At 66.0% G+C, this 17305-nt stretch carries 17 protein-coding genes; 5 read left to right on the forward strand and 12 right to left on the reverse strand.

Going from position 1 to position 17305, the window contains the following annotated elements:
- Positions 1–28 precede the first annotated feature (28 nt).
- The 5 genes from ACZ60G_RS07720 to ACZ60G_RS07740 form a co-directional block, all read right to left on the reverse strand.
- On the reverse strand, positions 29–1735 hold the full coding sequence (locus tag ACZ60G_RS07720; RefSeq protein ID WP_465808207.1) for an ABC transporter substrate-binding protein: 1707 nt from the start codon (positions 1733–1735) through the stop codon (positions 29–31).
- Between the two features lie 25 nt (positions 1736–1760).
- On the reverse strand, positions 1761–2957 hold the full coding sequence (gene secF / locus ACZ60G_RS07725) for a protein translocase subunit SecF (protein ID WP_465808208.1): 1197 nt from the start codon (positions 2955–2957) through the stop codon (positions 1761–1763).
- Positions 2954–4696, reverse strand: a complete 1743-nt coding sequence (gene secD, locus ACZ60G_RS07730; RefSeq protein WP_465808210.1) for a protein translocase subunit SecD — start codon at positions 4694–4696, stop codon at positions 2954–2956. The genes secF and secD overlap by 4 nt, the downstream gene beginning before the upstream one ends.
- A gap of 151 nt (positions 4697–4847) precedes the next feature.
- Entirely contained in the window at positions 4848–5195 is a 348-nt protein-coding gene (gene yajC, locus ACZ60G_RS07735) for a preprotein translocase subunit YajC (RefSeq protein WP_465808212.1), read from the reverse strand.
- A gap of 181 nt (positions 5196–5376) precedes the next feature.
- Positions 5377–6867, reverse strand: coding sequence for a flavin-containing monooxygenase (locus ACZ60G_RS07740; RefSeq protein WP_465808214.1), 1491 nt, complete (start codon positions 6865–6867; stop codon positions 5377–5379).
- Between the two features lie 97 nt (positions 6868–6964).
- Between ACZ60G_RS07740 and ACZ60G_RS07745 the strand changes: the two genes are divergently transcribed.
- Together ACZ60G_RS07745 and ACZ60G_RS07750 are read left to right on the forward strand one after the other, a co-directional pair.
- On the forward strand, positions 6965–7615 hold the full coding sequence (locus ACZ60G_RS07745) for a TetR/AcrR family transcriptional regulator (protein WP_245721073.1): 651 nt from the start codon (positions 6965–6967) through the stop codon (positions 7613–7615).
- A gap of 148 nt (positions 7616–7763) precedes the next feature.
- On the forward strand, positions 7764–8336 hold the full coding sequence (locus ACZ60G_RS07750; protein ID WP_465808216.1) for a DivIVA domain-containing protein: 573 nt from the start codon (positions 7764–7766) through the stop codon (positions 8334–8336).
- A gap of 7 nt (positions 8337–8343) precedes the next feature.
- On the opposite strand, the gene ruvB is transcribed toward ACZ60G_RS07750, so the two are convergent.
- The 4 genes from ruvB to ACZ60G_RS07770 all read right to left on the reverse strand — a co-directional run bounded on the left by ruvB (position 8344) and on the right by ACZ60G_RS07770 (position 11188).
- Entirely contained in the window at positions 8344–9429 is a 1086-nt protein-coding gene (gene ruvB / locus ACZ60G_RS07755) for a Holliday junction branch migration DNA helicase RuvB (protein ID WP_465808218.1), read from the reverse strand.
- 6 nt (positions 9430–9435) lie between these two features.
- Complete coding sequence (gene ruvA / locus ACZ60G_RS07760; protein WP_040692392.1) at positions 9436–10041, reverse strand: Holliday junction branch migration protein RuvA; 606 nt, start codon at positions 10039–10041, stop codon at positions 9436–9438.
- Complete coding sequence (gene ruvC / locus ACZ60G_RS07765) at positions 10038–10607, reverse strand: crossover junction endodeoxyribonuclease RuvC (RefSeq protein WP_465808221.1); 570 nt, start codon at positions 10605–10607, stop codon at positions 10038–10040. Before ruvC ends, ruvA begins: the two co-directional genes overlap by 4 nt.
- Before the next feature lie 95 nt (positions 10608–10702).
- Positions 10703–11188 (reverse strand): MmpS family transport accessory protein, encoded by a 486-nt coding sequence (locus ACZ60G_RS07770; RefSeq protein ID WP_387284711.1) that lies wholly within the window; start codon positions 11186–11188, stop codon positions 10703–10705.
- Between the two features lie 177 nt (positions 11189–11365).
- Between ACZ60G_RS07770 and ACZ60G_RS07775 the strand changes: the two genes are divergently transcribed.
- Positions 11366–12832, forward strand: a complete 1467-nt coding sequence (locus ACZ60G_RS07775; protein ID WP_465808223.1) for an alpha/beta hydrolase — start codon at positions 11366–11368, stop codon at positions 12830–12832.
- A gap of 33 nt (positions 12833–12865) precedes the next feature.
- Here the strand turns inward: ACZ60G_RS07775 and ACZ60G_RS07780 are convergent, their stop codons facing one another.
- The gene (locus ACZ60G_RS07780; protein ID WP_465808225.1) at positions 12866–13861 is read right to left on the reverse strand and encodes a GlxA family transcriptional regulator; all 996 of its coding nucleotides are present in this window, start codon (positions 13859–13861) and stop codon (positions 12866–12868) included.
- Positions 13862–13889: 28 nt separating this feature from the next.
- On the opposite strand from ACZ60G_RS07780, the gene ACZ60G_RS07785 reads away from it, so the two are divergent.
- Complete coding sequence (locus tag ACZ60G_RS07785) at positions 13890–14882, forward strand: NADP-dependent oxidoreductase (protein WP_465808227.1); 993 nt, start codon at positions 13890–13892, stop codon at positions 14880–14882.
- Between the two features lie 561 nt (positions 14883–15443).
- Positions 15444–15650, forward strand: coding sequence for a DUF5988 family protein (locus ACZ60G_RS07790; protein WP_040692396.1), 207 nt, complete (start codon positions 15444–15446; stop codon positions 15648–15650).
- Positions 15651–15735: 85 nt separating this feature from the next.
- Here the strand turns inward: ACZ60G_RS07790 and ACZ60G_RS07795 are convergent, their stop codons facing one another.
- Both ACZ60G_RS07795 and pdxT read right to left on the reverse strand, forming a co-directional pair.
- Positions 15736–16491: a YebC/PmpR family DNA-binding transcriptional regulator gene (locus ACZ60G_RS07795; protein ID WP_433526431.1), complete on the reverse strand. Its 756-nt coding sequence runs from the start codon at positions 16489–16491 to the stop codon at positions 15736–15738.
- 113 nt (positions 16492–16604) lie between these two features.
- On the reverse strand, positions 16605–17255 hold the full coding sequence (gene pdxT, locus ACZ60G_RS07800) for a pyridoxal 5'-phosphate synthase glutaminase subunit PdxT (RefSeq protein WP_465808229.1): 651 nt from the start codon (positions 17253–17255) through the stop codon (positions 16605–16607).
- Positions 17256–17305: the final 50 nt, after the last annotated feature.

Genomic DNA, 17305 nt, shown 5'->3' on the forward strand with positions numbered 1-17305 from the left:
TCCATGGTTACTCACCCACCAACACCTGTCACCGCTTCAACACCCAGCGGTCCATGTTCCAGCCGGTGCCCGCCTGGGTGGGTCCGGCTATGCCGTTCTGCAAACCGTTGCCGAACGCGATTGTGCGGGGTGTGACGAACAACGGAATGCTCGGCATCTCCGCCCACAGCAGGTTCTCGGCCTCGGTGCGCAGATTCAGCGTTGTGGTCGAGTTGTCGTCGCCCGCAAGCTGATCGGTGATCGAATCGTAGCGGCCGTTACCGAAGCGACCGAAATTGAGCCCGCTACCGGTGCGCAACGCGCTGGTAGCGGCCACACCGGTCTCGGATCCGGCCGGACCCGGGGCCGATGCGGTGCTGCCGAGGACGGCGTCGACTTTGCCCTCGGTGAGCTGAGACGGCGTGAAATCAGCGGATCCGGCATCCACCACATTGATACCGGCCGGTTTGCATGCGTCGGCGATCATCTGCACGGTCTGCGCGCGCCGATCGTCCGGCTTCACATATCCGATCCGAATGGTCGGCTTGGCCGCACCGGCGCTCGCGGCCGCGGCGGTCGCATCACCGCCTCGGTACTTGTCGGCCGCGCCGATCACGTTCGGGTAGTACAGCGAATCCTGCTGTGTGATACGAGAATTCAGCACCGCCGTGCCGAGTCCGGTCTTCGGCGCATCCTTGGCCTTGCCGAGCTTGTCGAACAGGTCCTGGCGCGGCACACAAAATGCGAAACCGCGCCGCGCGTCGGCCGTGGCGAACACTCCCGAAGTAGCGAGCACCAACTGCTCAGCACCGCGCCCAGGCACGGTTCGCACCGAGAACCCGTCCAGATTGATGTCTTTCACCGATCCCGCGCCGATATCGATGACCCCGACCGCATTGTCGCCGACCTTTGCCTTCAGATCGGCCGTCTTCGGATACACGACGATCCGCCCGGTCTCGGGCTTGTTGCCCCACCAGCGCTCGTTGGCGACCAGCACCAGACCGTCTTTGGCGGAGTAGGAATCGATCCGATACGGCCCCGACGACGGGAACCGTGAGAGATCCACCTTGTCTGCGCCGATCGTCCACCCGTTGTTCCAGAAGTCGGCGATCCGCTGCAACGAGGCCTGATCACCGGACTGCACGGCCGTCACCACATTCGGCACATTCGCCACCCGAGCGGCGACATGCGCGGGCATCAACTCACCCGCGGTGAACAGGTTGCGCCACGGCAGGTAGTGGTGGTCGGCGCGGAACACGACGGTGGCGTCCTTGGATCCCGGCTGACAGTCCACCCGTTCGATATCGGCGTATCCGGCGGTGCTCGCGGCGTCGAAGAGCGGAACCTGGCCGCGGTCACCGGGTTTGGTGTAGCGGCCGCTGCGCGCGGCCCAGGCGAGCACCAGATCGTCACATGACGTCGGCACCCCGTCGGAGTACACCCCGTCCGCATTGAGCCGGTACTGCACCGTCTGCGCCTCGCCCGGCACCTCTTTCGCGGTGCCGACATCGGTGTCCGCGACCTGCTGACCGTCCGGTCCGGTGTAGAAGAACCCGGTCAGCACCCGCGCGAACACCGCATCCGAGCCGGTTCCCGCACCGAGCGTAGTGCCGCCGTTGTAGGTGGCGATCACGGCGTCGACGGCATAGCCGATGGAGGGCACCTGGTTCTGGCTGGAGCACCCGGCCATCACCGTGGCTGCCACGGTGCCCGCAGCCACCGCTCCGATCAGACGTGCCCCTAGCGACTGCTTCATATATGCAAACCCCTGCCGTCGGCTGTCAGTGCCTGCGCTTGTTCCGCTTTCCGCTCGGCCGTGCGCCCGGACGCGGAGCCTGTCCGGGTTCCCGCACGGGACGCGCACCCAGCTCCCGGCCGGTCGCCGCGCCCGCGCGTCGCTCCGCCTCGGCTCCCGCACGCGCCGACGCAAGTCCGGCCCGCTTGTTGAGCACCTTCTTGGTGTGCGCCGCGACCGGACCCCACCGCTCCTTGATCGACACCAGCAGCGGCACCGCGAAGAAGATCGACGAATACGCGCCGACGATCATGCCGACCAGCTGCACCAGCGCCAGATCCTTCAGCGTGCCGACGCCGAGCAGCCACACCGCGATCACCAGCATGCCGACAATCGGCAGGATGCCGATGACCGTGGTGTTGATCGACCGCATCAAGGTCTGGTTCGCCGCGAGATTCGCCTGTTCGGCATAGGTGCGCCGGGTCGTGTTGACCACACCGCGGGTGTTCTCCTCGACCTTGTCGAAGACGACGACATTGTCGTAGAGCACATAACCGAGGATGGTCAACAGACCGATCACCGCGGCGGGTGTCACCTCGAAGCCGACCAGCGAGTAGATGCCCGCCGTGACGATCATGTTGAAGAACAGCGAGGCGATCGCCGCGATCGACATATCCCGTTCGAAGCGGATCGCGATATAGACCATGGTGAGCGCGATGAATACGACCAGCGCGATCAAGGCCTTCTTGGTGATCTGGCTACCCCAGGTCTCGCTGATCTCGGCGATGCTGATCGCATTGCGCGAAACGTTGCCGTCCTTGTCCTTCGGCTGGAAGGCATTGAACAGCGCGGTCTGCAGCGCGTCGGTCTGGGTGGCGCTCAACGTGTCCGAGCGGACCTGGATGGTCTCCGCCGATCCGGATCCCACCTTCTGCACCGTCACCGGGGCATGGCCGATGGTCTGGGAGTAGATGTCCTCGACCTTCTGCGTGGTGGCCGTGCCCGCCGCGGGCAACTGGATGCGCGAACCGCCCGCGAAGTCGATGCCGAGGGTGAATCCGCGAATTCCGATGCTCAGCAACGAGATCAGCACAAAGGCCGCGGTCAGCGCGTAGTAGAAACGCCGCCGGCTGACGATCTTGAATCCGCCGGTACCGGTGTAGAGGCGCTCGAAGATGCTGTGCTTGGGCGTCTCGAAATCGTTCACCTCGTCGGCGAACGGCTCCAGGGTCGAGTTCGTCATCGTGCCGTCTCCTTAACCAGCGCCTCGCCGGCCCTACGCTCCCTGGCCACTTCCTGAATCGCACCGAGCCCGTTGACCGACGGCTTCGCCCAGAACGACGAGCGCGAGGCCAGCATCATCAGCGGCGCGGTCACCAGGTACAGCACGATGACGTCGAGGACGGTGGTGATACCGAGGGTGAACGCGAAGCCCTTCACCTGACCGGCGGCCAGGATGTAGAGCACCACCGAGGCGATGAGGCTGACAGTCTTACCGGAGAGGTTGGTGCGCTGGGCCCGCTGCCAACCGCGCGGCACCGCCGAACGGAAGCTGCGACCCTCCCGCATTTCATCTTTGATGCGTTCGAAGAACACCACGAAAGAGTCGGCGGTCAGACCGATGCCGATGATCAAACCGGCGATACCGGCCAGATCCAGCGTGAATCCGATCCACCGGCCGAGCAGCACGATGATGCCGTATACCGCCACACCCGAGGCGATCAGCGAGAATCCGGCGAGGAAGCCGAGCATCCGGTAGTAGAGCAGGCAGTACAGCAGCACCACCGCGAGACCGATCGCACCCGCGAGCAGACCCGCGCGCAGCGAGGACAGACCCAGCGTTGCCGAAACTGTCTCGGCCTCGGAGGTCTGGAACGACAGCGGCAGCGAACCGTACTTCAGGGTGTTCGCGAGCTCCTTGGCGCTGGCCGCGGTGAAGCTACCGGAGATGGTGGTACGACCGCCCTGCTGCGGACCCGACTGCACGACCGGTGCGCTGACCACCTTCGAGTCGAGTACGAATGCGACACGCTTGTTGATGTATTCACCGGTCAGCGAGGCCCACGCATCACTACCACCGGATTTGAATTCGAGGTTCACCTCGTGGCGCGCCTGCTGCTGGTTGAGTCCAGAGGTGGCGTCCTTGATCTCCTGGCCGTCGATGCGGCTCTTGTCCAGCAGCAAGATTTCCTTGCCGTCGGTGGAGCAGGTGACCAGCGGCAGATTCGGATCGTCGTTACCGGCCAGCGGGTCGGACTTGGTGCAATCCATCGCGGCCATCGCGGCCTGCTGCACCGTGGGATCGGTGCTCTGCCGGACCGCCTTGGCGTCCGCGATCTCCTTCTTCGCCTGCTCCTGCGGCGTCAGGCCGCCAGGCGGGGCCGGCGGCGAAGTCGGGGCCTGCGCGGGAAAGACGCGCGGCTGCGGGGTCGACTCCGCCGCGGGCGCGGACTCTGTGGTCGGCACCGCCTCGGTGGTGGGCGCGGGCTGGGTCGGCACGGTGCCATCGGGGTTGAGCTGGGTGGTATCCGGCACAGTGCCCTGCGTTGCCGCGCCCGGCGTCCCCGCCGTACCCGTCTGTGGCGTGGCCTTGCCGCCGACCGCGGGCACCGCCGACAGCACCGGACGGATGTAGAGCTTGGCGGTCGTCGCCAGCGCCTTGGCCTGGCCACCATCGTCACCGGGAACCGTGATCACCAGGTTGTCGCCGTCGATGACGACCTCGGAGCCCGAAACACCGAGACCGTTGACGCGGTTCTCGATAATCGTCTGCGCCCGGCGCAGGCTGTCCTGGTTGGGCTTGCTGCCGTCGGGGGTGCGTGCGGTCAATGTGACTCGGGTACCACCCTGCAGGTCGATGCCGAGCTTGGCGGTCGGGGAATGGTCACCGGTGAAGAACACCAGCGCATAGATCACGGCCAGCAGCACGGCGTAGACGCCGAGCAGCCGGAGCGGATGCGCCGATCCCTGGGAAGGTGGCACAGTTCGTCATCTCCTAGGCGGAAGTCGAGGGTGGAACAGGCGGGCACGCACGGCCGGGCACCCGGACGGATGGCCCGCGGCGATCTGCAGCACGCGGGCTGGCCCTTTCGAGCGACCTGCAAGCAATCGCTACGGGAGCCGGTAAAACCGATCAGTCCTTGGTCAGCCGGGTCTCGGTCTGCTCCGCGGACTCCTCGATGAGACCGGCCTCGGTCTCATCGGTCACGGTCTCATCCGTGGTCTCGTCCTCGGTGCGTACATCGCGGATGGCCTGACGCAACCACGTGGTGACGACGTCCTCGGCGATCTCGAGATCGACCGTGGTGTCATCGAGATCGACCACGGTTCCGTACAGACCCGACGTGGTGGTGACCTGATCGCCGACCTTCAGGCTTTCCTGCATGGACGTGACCTTCTCGGCCTCGCGCTTCTGACGGCGCACACCGAGGAACATGGGCACGAGCAGGGCTACCAGTAGGAGCGGAAACAGAAGTTCCATCGTCGAAGTCAGTCCCTAGTCTGTGGGTGGGAATGGGCAATTACCCCAACAGTCTGCCAGCTCATGTCGTCACCACCACACCGGCACACCCTCGAGTCCCGGAATCTGGATCTCGAGCCGTCCGGGACAGCACGCGCCCCGCGACCGAGCGACGGTCGCGGGGCTGCGCAACGGAGCGTTTCTAGGCGGTCTTGCCGTAGGTGTAGTCGTCGAGCGGGAAGCTGACCGCCTCGCGGTGGGCGTTGACGGTGCTGGTCGGACGCAGTAGCGCGGCCTCGCCGTGCTGGTTGAAGTAGTAGCTGCGCGCGGTCGCGCAGTCACCGCCGTAGAACACCGAGGAACCCAACTTCTCGGTGACGCGGTCCAGGAACCGGGTGTTGGCCTGCTCGGTCACCTCGAAGGTGGTCTCGCCGCGCCGGAACATCTCACCGAGCAACCGGCCCATGTGCTTCATCTGGGCCTCGATGGTGGTGAAGTAGGACAGGCCGCTGTAGGAGTAGGGGCTGTTGAGGCTGAGGAAGTTCGGGAACTTCGGCACGGTGATGCCCTCGTAGGCCTGGAAACGGTTGTCGCGCCAGAACTTTCCGAGGTTGATGCCGTCGCGGCCGATGATCTCGATGGCCGGGAAATTCACGTCCCACAGGTTGAAGCCGGTGGCCAGGATCAGGGTATCGATCTCGGTCTTGTGTCCGTCGGCGGTGACGATGCCATCGGCCTCGATGTGATCGATCGAATTGGTCTCCAACCGGACATTGGGCTGGTTGAACGTCTTGAAGTACTGGTTGGAGAAGGTGGGGCGCTTACAGCCGAAGTCGTAGTGCGGGGTGAGCTGCTTGCGAATCTCCTTATCGCGCACCTGGGCCCGCAGATGCGCCTTGGCGAGTACGCCCGCGGCCATATTCAGCGGCTTGGCCTGCTTGAAGTGCAGTACGCCGACCACCATGAGCGCCTCGAGCATGCTGGTGTTGACCAGCCGGGCGGCCTTCTGAGTGGCGGGCACGCGCGCGAACAGCTTCTGCACCGGCGCGGGAATCGCGGTGTCGATCTTCGGCACGACCCAGATCGGGGTGCGCTGGAACACGGTGAGTTCCTCGGTCTTCTTCGCGGCCTCGGGAATCAGTTGCACCGCGGTGGCGCCGGTGCCGATGATGGCGGCCTTGCGACCCGAGAGGTCGAAATCGTCCTCCCACGCGGTGGTGTGGATGATCTTGCCCGCGAAGGAATCGATGCCGGGAAACGGCGGCGTGTAGGGCTGGGACAGGAAGCCGGTGGCGGTGAGGAGGTAACGGCCGGTGACGGTTTCACCGCCCGCGATGGAGACGGCCCAGTGCTGGTGCTCCTCGTCCCACCGCGCGCCGTCCACCACTGTGCCGAAACGCATCCGGCGGCGCAGGCCGTACTTGTCGGCGACGTGGGCGGCGTACTTCTTGAGCTCCTTGCCGGGTGCGAACAGGCGCGTCCAATACGGGTTGGGCTCGAAGGAATACGAGTAGGTCACCGAGGCGATATCGACCGCCAGACCCGGGTAGTGATTGACATGCCAGGTGCCGCCGAGGTCGTCCTCCCGCTCCAGAATGACGAAATTGCTCAGACCCAGCCGGTCGAGCTCGATACCCGCTCCCATGCCGCCGAATCCCGCACCGATCACGACCGCGTCGTATTGAGGCGCCACGTCGAACCTCCTGCTTAAACATTCCATCGGAAATGTAGGAACCATTCCTCACGGAATGACACATCATTCCGTTTGTGAACACCGTATCATCGGTCAGGTGACGAAGCCATCCACGCGTGCGCCCCGCCCAGCGGCCGGAAATGCGATCCAGCGACGCAAGGCCGAACTGCGGCAGGAAATCATCGACACCGCCTTCGTCTGCTTCGCCGAGAAGGGCTATCACGCCACCGGCATCGCCGACATCGCCAATGAGCTGGGCATCGGCCACGGCACCTTCTACCGGTACTTCAGCAATAAGCGCGAGATCATCGACGTGGTCATCGACGATCTGGCCGCGCGGATCATCGAGGCGCTCGGCACCGACAACGCACCCGACGCCGCCACCTCCCTTGACGAATATCGCGCTCAGATCGACCGCATCGGCGCCGCGCTCACCCGGATACTCGTGGACGACCGCCGCGTCGCCCAACTGCTGCTGTTCCATGCCACCGGCATCGATGACGAACTCACCGCCCGGCTCTACGGTCTGCTCGATATGGCCGACGCGCTCACCGCGGGCTATCTGTCGCACGGTGTCGAACTCGGTTATCTGCGTGCGGATCTCGACACCAAGTACACCGCCAAGGCGGTGACCGGCATGCTGCTCGCGGGCATCGTGCACGGGCTGCGCAATCCGGACGAGGCCGCGGTGCAGGAGTTGAACGAGGCGATCCGGCGGCTGCTGATCGATGGCGTGCGCAAGGACTGAAATCGGCAAATCTCCAGCGGCTACGTGAGCCGATTCCGGCTAGGGTGGACCCGGATCGACCGGCCAACGGGGGCAACACGTGTTCGGCAGAGACCGCCTAGTCCGAAAAAACCGCATTCGACGCGAGCAGGGCAGCGCCCCTGGAACAATGTCGCGGGTGACCCCCGACGACGTGAGCCGAATCCACTTCGCCATGCCACCTTTGGGGCACCGCGGCTACCACGCCGATGAGGTCGACGCGTTCCTGGAACTGGTCTCGGCGACATTGGCCGGTCAGGGTGTGCTGACCGCCGACGATATCCGGCACGTCGCCTTCGACGCCCCACGCTTCGGTGGCCGCGGCTATCAGGCCGATCAGGTCGACGAATTCCTGGACCGGGTCCGCGTGGAACTGGAATTCCGGCAGCGCGGTTCCCGCCCGGTCCCCGCCGCCGGCAATGGTTCCGGGCCCGCCGCATTGCTCACCCCCGACGATGTGCACCGCATGCAGTTCACCCAGGCCGCTGTCGGCCGCCGCGGCTACGACACCGAAGAAGTCGACGCCTTCCTCGACCTGGTCGCGGCCACCCTCGCCCACGGCGGCCCCGGCAGCCTGACCGTCACCGACGTCCGCGCCGTCCGATTCACCGAGGCCCGCCTCGGCACGCGCGGCTACAGCCGCGACGAGGTCGACGCCTTCCTGGATCTGGTCGTCACCGCCCTCGAACACAACCACCGCTAGAGCACGGTCAGTCGAAGAGGTCGAGGGTGGGGTGGGGTTCGCGACCGCGGACTTCGATGGAGCCGAAGACGAGATCGGGCGGCGGCACGAGGCCGAGATGTTCCCAGGCGGCGGCGGTGGCGACGCGGCCGCGCGGGGTGCGGGCCACCATGCCCGCTCGGACGAGGAACGGCTCGCAGACCTCTTCGACGGTCGCGGCCTCCTCCCCCACAGCGACCGCGAGGGTTGAAACACCAACGGGCCCACCGCCGAAGCTGCGGACCAGCGCGCCGAGGACGGCGCGGTCGAGGCGGTCCAGGCCGAGGACGTCCACGTCGTAGACTTCGAGTGCGGCCTGCGCGATGGGACGGGTGATCACGCCGTCGGCACGAACCTCGGCATAGTCGCGGACGCGGCGCAGCAGGCGGTTGGCGACGCGGGGGGTGCCGCGGGAGCGGCCCGCGATCTCGGCGGCGGCATCGCGGTCGATGGTGACACCGAGAATATGGGCCGAGCGCAGCAGAATGCGCAGGAGTTCTTCGGGATCGTAGAAATCCATATGGCCGGTGAAGCCGAAACGGTCGCGCAGCGGACCGGTGAGCGCACCCGAGCGGGTGGTCGCGCCGACCAGCGTGAACGGCGCGATATCCAGCGGAATCGACGTTGCCCCAGGACCTTTCCCGACGACCACGTCGACGCGGAAATCCTCCATGGCGAGGTAGAGCATCTCCTCGGCCGGCCGGGCGATCCGGTGGATCTCATCGATGAACAGCACATCGCCCTCGACCAGATTGCTCAGCATCGCGGCGAGATCGCCCGCGCGTTCCAGCGCCGGACCGGAGGTAATGCGCAGTGCCGTACCGAGTTCGGCGGCGATGATCATCGCCATACTGGTCTTGCCGAGCCCGGGCGGACCGGACAGCAGCACATGGTCCGGGGTGCCGCCGCGCTGTTTGGCGCCGCGCAGCACCAGCGCGAGCTGTTCACGGACGCGCGGCTGGCCGATGAAATCGTCGAGGGACTTCGGGCGCAGACTGGCCTCGATATCACCATCGGACTTGAGATAGCTTGCGCTGACCTGGGATTCGGCGTCCGGTTCGGGATCGTGATCCATGACGTCTTACCGATTCTTCCCCAGCGAGCCGAGCGCCGCCCGCAGCGCCTTCGACGTATCGGCGGCGGGATTTTCGGCGAGTACCGCATCGACCGCGGGTTCGGCCTGTTTGACCGGGAATCCGAGTCCGACCAGCGCCTCGACAACCTGCTCGCGCACCGGTGTGAGCACCGGCGTCGGCGTACTGCCGGGCGGACCCGCCTGCACCGGAACAAGATTCACCTTGTCGCGCAACTCGACAACCATGCGCTCGGCCCCGCGCTTGCCGATGCCGGGCACCCGGGTCAGCGCCGCGACATTGCTCTCCGCCAGCGCCTTGCGCAGCGCCTCGGGCTCGAGCACTGCCAGCACCGCCATGGCCAGCCGGGGTCCGACTCCGGAGACGGTCTGCAAAAGGCCGAACAGGTCACGGGATTCGGTATCGGCGAATCCGAACAGCGTCATCGAATCCTCGCGCACGATCATCGCCGTGAACAGCCGCGATTCCTCGCCGCGGGTCAGGGTGGACAGCGTCGCCGGGGTGACATTGAGCCGGTAGCCCACGCCCGCCGCCTCGATCACCACATGATCGAGCGCGATCTCGAGCACCTCACCGCGTACCGACGCGATCACCCGCGCACCACCTTCCGTTGTTCGGCAAGCCGCTGTGTATACCGACGTTGTGCCTCGGCGGCGCGCGCCTCGGCCTCGGCCATCCGCGCCATCAGCGGCGCCCGCCAACAATGACAGATCGCCAGGGCCAGCGCATCGGCCGCATCCGCCGGTTTCGGCGCGACCTGGAGGCCGAGGATACGCGTCACCATCGCGGTCACCTGAGCCTTGTCCGCGGTGCCGTTGCCGGTGACGGCGGCTTTCACCTCACTCGGGGTGTGGAAGGCCACGGGTATCCCGCGGCGCGCGGCGGCCAGCGCGATCACGCCGCCTGCCTGGGCGGTGCCCATCGCGGTGCGCACATTGTGCTGCGCGAACACCCGCTCGATCGCGACCGCGTCGGGTTTGTGCGTCTCCATCCAGTGTTCGGCGACGTCGGCGACGCCCATCAGCCGGTGTGCCAGGTCCATATCCGCGGGGGTGCGCACCACGTCGACGTCGAGCGCCGTCACCTTCCGCCCCAGCCCGTCCTCGACGATGCTGAGGCCGCACCGGGTGAGTCCCGGGTCGACGCCCATCACCCGCACACGATCCCCTCTCGAAGGCACGAACAACTGTTCGAGAGTCTAGTGGACGGCGTGGGCGGCCTTCACCAACGACACGGCGCCCGTCCGGGATTCGGCTAGTCGAAGGAGTGGTAGCAGCTCACATACGCGTAGGTGCCGGAGTCCGAATCCTCGACGACCACCTTGCCGTCCTGCAGGATTCGACAGGTCACCGTGCCGCCGCTGGATCCGCTGACAGTCGCCGACACCCGGCCCGTGCGAACGTATCCGGTCACGGTCACGGCCTTGGTCCACGGCAGCGGTGCATCGTTGGCATTGGCGGTATCGAAATCGCCACTGTTGTAGGAGATATCGGCGGTGCCCGAACCCGAGACCTCGTAGGTGATCGAGGTTTCCTTCTTCGATTCCTTGTCGAGCCGGTAGGCGATTGATCCGAAGACCGCGACGCAGCCGCCGACGGTGAGCACGATCGCCAGGAAGACGCCGCCGAGCACCCACGGCCACACCGGCTTGCCCTTGGGCGGCTGCGGCGGATATCCCGGGTAGCCCGGATACCCCTGCCCCGGATAACCCGGGTACTGCGGCGGCGGTTGATAAGTCATGTGCACCCCTCCTGAATCCTGCACGACCAGCTACTGGACTTTACCGGACAAGAGGTTCGGAGCCCGGGTTCACCTGTGCGGTTATCGACATGCGATCGACCGGCGTTTCAGGGTCGCCCAGGTTCATCGGAGCGAATTCACAGGCTTTCTCGAGGAACGGTCTCGACAATGCCGTAGGTGCCCGTAGTCCGTGCCCCGCTCGCCGCACCCGCGACCCCCGTGACACCGCCGCCGCCACCGCGGCTGCCTTCGGCGAATCTGAATCCGAGCTATCAGAACGGCTTTCATCACGGCGTATCACTGCTGCACGGCTGGCTGCCGGTGACCGTCGAACTGGTCGCGGTGGCCGCGTTGATCCTGGCGATCGGCTGGCGGACCCGGCGCTGGCGGCTGGTGCTGCTGCCGGTCTGCGTGGTGCTCGGTGCGGCGGGCGCGGTGGCCGCGTGGGCGTATGTGAATGATCAGGGGCTGGCCTCGGATCCGGCGCCGGTCGAGTTGTGGGCCTGTGTCGGCGTCGCGGTCGCGGCGGTCGCGGTCGCCGCGCTCGGTTGGCGCAGTGCCAGGTGGTGGCGGCGTGGCGTCTCGGTGCTCGCCATACCGCTGGCACTGTTGAGCAGCGGCGTCGTGCTCAATCAGTGGGTGGGCTACTACCCCACCGTGCAGTCCGCGTGGAGTGCGCTCACCGCGGGTCCGCTGCCGAATCAGACCGATATCGATGCGCTGCCCGGACTGCGCAATACCGATGTCAGCACCGGCAAGATCGTGCCGGTGCAGATTCCGGACGCGGGCAGCGGTTTTCCGCATCGAACCGAATACGTGTACTTGCCACCGGCCTGGTTCGCCGGTCCGACACCGCCGACACTGCCGGTCGTCATGATGATCGGCGGCGAATTCAATACACCCGCCGACTGGGTCCGCAGCGGTCAGATCATGCCCGAGGTGGACAAGTTCACCGCCGCCAACGGCGGCCGCGCCCCGATCCTCGTCTTCGTCGATTCCAGCGGCAGTTTCAACAATGACACCGAATGCGTGAACGGTCCGCGCGGCGATGCCGCCGACCATCTGACCCGAGATGTGCCCAGCTATCTGGAATCTCGCTTCGGCGCCTCGGCGGATCCGGCGAACTGGGCGGTTGTCGGCTGGTCCATGGGCGGCACCTGTGCGGTCGATCTGGCGGTCATGCACCCGGAATTGGTGTACACCTTCGTCGATATCGCGGGCGATCTCGGCCCGGTCTCGGGCAATAAGGAACAAACGATCCGAAGGCTTTTCGGCGGCGACGCCGACCGCTGGGCCGCGTTCGATCCCCTCACCGTTATGGCCGAGCACGGTCCCTATACGGGTATGGCGGGCGTGTTCGACGATCTCACCCCGCCCAAATCCGGTCCGGGATCCCGTGGTGCGCGCCAACAATCCGCAGCCGACGACGACAACGTGGGCATGGGCGGTCATGACGGAGTCTTCGACACCGGTGAGGTCGGCGCCGCCGAAAAGCTGTGCGACGCAGGCCACGAGGTCGGCATCGATTGCACCATTCACACCACCCAGGGTGGCCACACCTGGCAATTCGCCTCGGCCGCGTTCACCTCGTCGTTTCCCTGGATCGTCGCCCGCGTCGGTCTCCCCGTACCCGACGCGACCTGAAACCGATTGCGCGGTCGATGAATCGAGCCGCGCTCAGCCCAGAGCTTCGGCCGGGACGACCGACTCGGCGCGAAAGGTTCGGCGATAGGCCAGCGGCGATACGCCGATCGAATCGTGCAGATGTTGGCGTAGTGAGCTCCCGGTGGCGAAGCCGACCTCGCCCGCGATGCGGTCCACGGTCATATCGGTCGATTCGAGGAGTTGGCGGGCGCGGAAGACACGCTGCTGGATGAGCCAGCGGCCCGGGCTCATGCCGACCTCGTCACGGAAGCGACGGGCGAAGGTGCGCTTGCTCATTCGCGCCTGGACGGCGAGATCGTCCATGGTCAACGGCGATCGGAGATTCTCGAGGGCCCAGTGCCTGGCGGCGGCGGTGCCCGCCGAGGTCGACGGTGGCACCGGCTCTTCGATGTATTGGGCCTGGCCGCCATCCCGCCACGGCGGCACGACACAGCGGCGCGCCACCGTATTCGCGACGGCACTGCCGTGGTCGCGGCGCACCAGGTGCAGGCAGAGATCTATGCCTGCCGCCGCGCCCGCCGAGGTGAGCAAGTCATCGTCGTCGACGTAGAGGACATCGGTATTCAGCAGCACTCGCGGAAAGGTGCGCCGGAACAACTCGGCCACATTCCAGTGCGTCGTCGCCGGACGACCGTCGAGCAATCCGGCGGCTGCGGTCACGAATGCGCCGGTACATATCGACACGATCCGCGTGCCCGGTCGGATGTGTGCGAATGCCGCGGCCACCGGGGGCGGCAGCCTGCCATCGAGCGTCATATCGATATCGCAGGCCGGTATGACCACGGTGTCGGCGGTCGCCAGCGCCCGGCTGTCGTGCTGGACGGCAATCGCGAAATCGGCTCGGCTCGGTACCGGTGCGCCATCGATCGAGCAAGTGCGCACCTCGTACAGATCCGCAGCGGTGCCGAAGACGCGGTTCGGAATGCCGAGTTCGAACGGATACACCCCGTCCAAGGCAAGCACGACTACCCGATGTCGCGCCGAGCGCCCGTCCGAGGTATCGACCATGGCACGATCATATCGAAGATCGGCAATCGTGCCATTTCCCCGCGTCGTCGCCGACGGCAGGCTGAACGACATGAACGACACCACCATGCGCGCGATCAGCCAAGACCTGATCGGCGGCCCTGAGGTCCTGACCGAAGTCGAACTGCCCATCCCGACGCCCGGCCCCGGCGAAATCCTGGTCCGGGTGCGGGCAGCCGGTCTCAACCCGACCGATTGGCGGCATCGCGGCGTCTCCGGACTTTTCCTCGACGAACCGCCGTTCGTGCTGGGTTGGGATGTATCGGGCGAAGTGGTGGCCACGGGTATCGGCGTCACTCTGTTCGAGCCTGGCGACGCGGTCTTCGGCATGCTCCCCTACCCCTACGGACACGGCGCATTCGCCGAATACGTCGTGGGCCCCGCCCGCGCCTTCGCCCCGAAACCGGTGAACCTGGACCACATTCAGGCCGCAGCCGTCCCACTGGCCGCCCTCACCGCCTGGCAGGCCCTCGTCGACACCGCGAAACTACGTGCCGGACAACGCATCCTGATCCATGCAGCAGCGGGTGGCGTCGGGCATTTCGCCGTTCAGATCGCCAAGGCGCGCGGCGCGTACGTCATCGGCACCGCCAGCGCGGCCAACCACGAATTCCTGCGCGAAATCGGCGCGGACGAGACGATCGATTACCGCACAACCGACTTCGCCGAGGCGGTCGGAGGTGTCGATGTCGCGCTGGATTCGATCGATGACGAGAACAGCCTGCGCTCGTTGCGCACACTCCGACCCGGCGGCCTACTGGTCTCGGTGCGCGCCTTCGGGGCGACCGAATTGGCCACCGAGGCAAAGCAATTGGGGGTTCGGGCGGTGCGCATGCTGGTGGAGGACGATCACGCCGGAATGGTCGCGCTCGCCGAGCTCGCCGAATCCGGTGCGCTGCGCCCGACCGTCGCCGGGGTCTTCCCGTTCGAAGAGGCGGCGAAGGCGCACGCACTCGGCGAAACCGGCCGCACTGTAGGCAAATTGGTGCTCACGATGCCGTGAGTCCAGCGTTTCTTGCCGTGGCTGATCAGTATGCCGGTGCCCCACCAAGTCAGGCGTCCGGCGATCGCCACGTACAGGAGGATCGCGAAGTACACCAGACACGCGCCGTAGTCGGCAGCCCAGCCGGGCATCCGGTTCACCGTCGCGAATGCGGCGATGAGCAGGATGAGTCCGGTCGCGACCGCGAGCGGGGCGAGGGTGATATTCAGGTCGGTTGAATCGCCGGAACGCTCGTCGGCAAGGGATCGACTCATGATGGCTGGTCTCTTTCCGGGGCGGGACAAGTTCTCGGTGCGCAGGAGCCTGATCGGGCGGCCGCGACGGTCTGCCGCGGCACTCGATTCGCATATCAGCAATCGAGCCGCAATCGTTACGCCGAAGATATCGACAGCTGCGATCAGTTGCTCCGAACCAAGGACATGCGATCAGCCATCTTGTAGCAACCCCCAGCCGGTTGCATCGGACTCCCTCGGGGTGCGGCATCGAAATTCCTCCAGGACAACCCGGGCCGCTCGGCCGCGTTTGTGGCACGCATCACATCCGAGACCTACCATCCGAAGGATGAGCAATGTTGTGAAGGCTGTCCTAGAAGGTGGGCCGAAAGACTTGCCCGCTCGCATCGTTCCGATCACGCCGCCCGGCGTCGAGCTCAAAGTCGAATACCGCGGCGGATACGAGCATTTCAAGGTCACCAATCGGGAGGCCGATACGCCCGAGGGGCGGCTGCGGGTCTACGAATGGTCCGATCGGACACGAATCGCGGAATAACCAGTTCACGCCGGGTGCGAAACGCACTCGGGGCGGTCCGCATATTTGCGAACCGCCCCGAGGCGCTGGTCGATGACGAGCCGTGTCAGTCCTGTTCCAACTGGGAGCCGACCTCGTCGGAGATGTCCACGTTGGTATAGACGTTCTGTACGTCGTCGCTGTCCTCGAGCGCGTCGACCAACTTGAACACCTTGCGCGCACCGTCGACGTCGACGGCGACCGATACCGACGGCTGGAAGCCGGATTCGGCCGAGTCGTAATCGATTCCGGCGTCCTGCAGCGCCTTGCGCACCGGGATCAGATCCGACGGTTCACTGATGACCTCGAAGGAATCACCGAGGTCGTTGACTTCCTCCGCGCCCGCGTCGAGCACCGCGAGCAGCACATCGTCCTCGGACAGCCCATTCTTCTCCAGGGTCACGACGCCCTTGCGGTGGAACAGGTAGGAAACCGAACCCGGATCGGCCATATTGCCACCATTGCGGGTCATCGCCACGCGCACCTCGCCCGCGGCGCGGTTGCGATTGTCGGTGAGGCATTCGATCAGCACCGCGACACCATTGGGGCCGTAGCCCTCGTACATGATGGTCTGCCAGTCGGCGCCGCCGGCCTCTTCACCGCCGCCGCGCTTGCGGGCACGCTCGATGTTGTCGTTCGGAACCGACGACTTCTTCGCCTTCTGGATAGCGTCGTACAGCGTCGGATTGCCCGCCGGGTCACTGCCACCAGTGCGGGCCGCCACCTCGATGTTCTTGATCAACTTGGCGAAGAGCTTGCCGCGCTTCGCGTCGATCCCCGCCTTCTTGTGCTTGGTGGTGGCCCATTTGGAGTGGCCGCTCATTCCCTACTTCCTCCAGTCGACAGCACGTCTGATCGTGCGCACGGTACCCGCACCGGCCGGGTAGACAACTCTCTCAGCCTACTCGTCCGGTTACGGCCAGTTCCTGTGGGCGACTACTCGGCGGCGCGAACCAGATCGACGAACATCCGATGCACCCGCAAATCGCCGGTGACCTCGGGATGGAACGACGTCGCGACCACCTTGCCCTGCCGCACCGCGACAATGCGCCCGGCGGCGGGGCCACAGGGAACGGTGGCCAGCACCTCGACTCCCACGCCGACCCGTTCCACCCACGGCGCCCGGATGAATACCGCGCGCACCGGGCCGTCGGTCAGGCCCGCGAAGTCCAGATCCGTCTCGAACGAGTCGACCTGACGGCCGAAAGCATTGCGCCGCACCGTCATATCGATACCGGACAGATGCTTGGCGTCAGGGCGAGTATCGAGCACTTCGGACGCGAGCAGGATCATCCCGGCGCAGGATCCGAAGGCGGGCATACCTTCCCGCAGCCGCGCACGTACCGGTTCGAGGAGTTCGAAGACATCCAGCAGCTTGCTGATGGTGGTCGATTCACCGCCGGGCAGTACCAGCGCATCCACCGCGGCGAGCTCGGACGCGCGCCGCACCAGCACCGGTTGCGCACCGCATTCCGCGAGTGCCGCGACATGTTCGCGCACGTCACCCTGCAGGGCCAGCACACCGATGGTGGGCCGGTCGGGACTGCGCTGCGCGCCCGTTGCGGGCGAGGCGACCGATGCGTTCACGCCATGAGCTTACGAGGCGCCGCGCTGTGGCCCTGCTCACGGTGGCCGTC

It is taken from the genome of Nocardia sp. NPDC102475 (assembly GCF_055584605.1).

Coding starts and splice junctions, on each gene's coding strand:
- ACZ60G_RS07790 (WP_040692396.1), top strand. CDS start 15,444: ATGAGCAATGTTGTGAAGGCTGTCCTAGAAGGTGGGCCGAAAGACTTG.
- ruvB (WP_465808218.1), bottom strand. CDS start 9,429: ATGGATCACGATCCCGAACCGGACGCCGAATCCCAGGTCAGCGCAAGC.
- ACZ60G_RS07770 (WP_387284711.1), bottom strand. CDS start 11,188: ATGACTTATCAACCGCCGCCGCAGTACCCGGGTTATCCGGGGCAGGGG.
- secF (WP_465808208.1), bottom strand. CDS start 2,957: ATGACGAACTCGACCCTGGAGCCGTTCGCCGACGAGGTGAACGATTTC.
- ACZ60G_RS07795 (WP_433526431.1), bottom strand. CDS start 16,491: ATGAGCGGCCACTCCAAATGGGCCACCACCAAGCACAAGAAGGCGGGG.
- ACZ60G_RS07750 (WP_465808216.1), top strand. CDS start 7,764: ATGTCGCGGGTGACCCCCGACGACGTGAGCCGAATCCACTTCGCCATG.
- ACZ60G_RS07720 (WP_465808207.1), bottom strand. CDS start 1,735: ATGAAGCAGTCGCTAGGGGCACGTCTGATCGGAGCGGTGGCTGCGGGC.
- ACZ60G_RS07780 (WP_465808225.1), bottom strand. CDS start 13,861: ATGGTCGATACCTCGGACGGGCGCTCGGCGCGACATCGGGTAGTCGTG.
- yajC (WP_465808212.1), bottom strand. CDS start 5,195: ATGGAACTTCTGTTTCCGCTCCTACTGGTAGCCCTGCTCGTGCCCATG.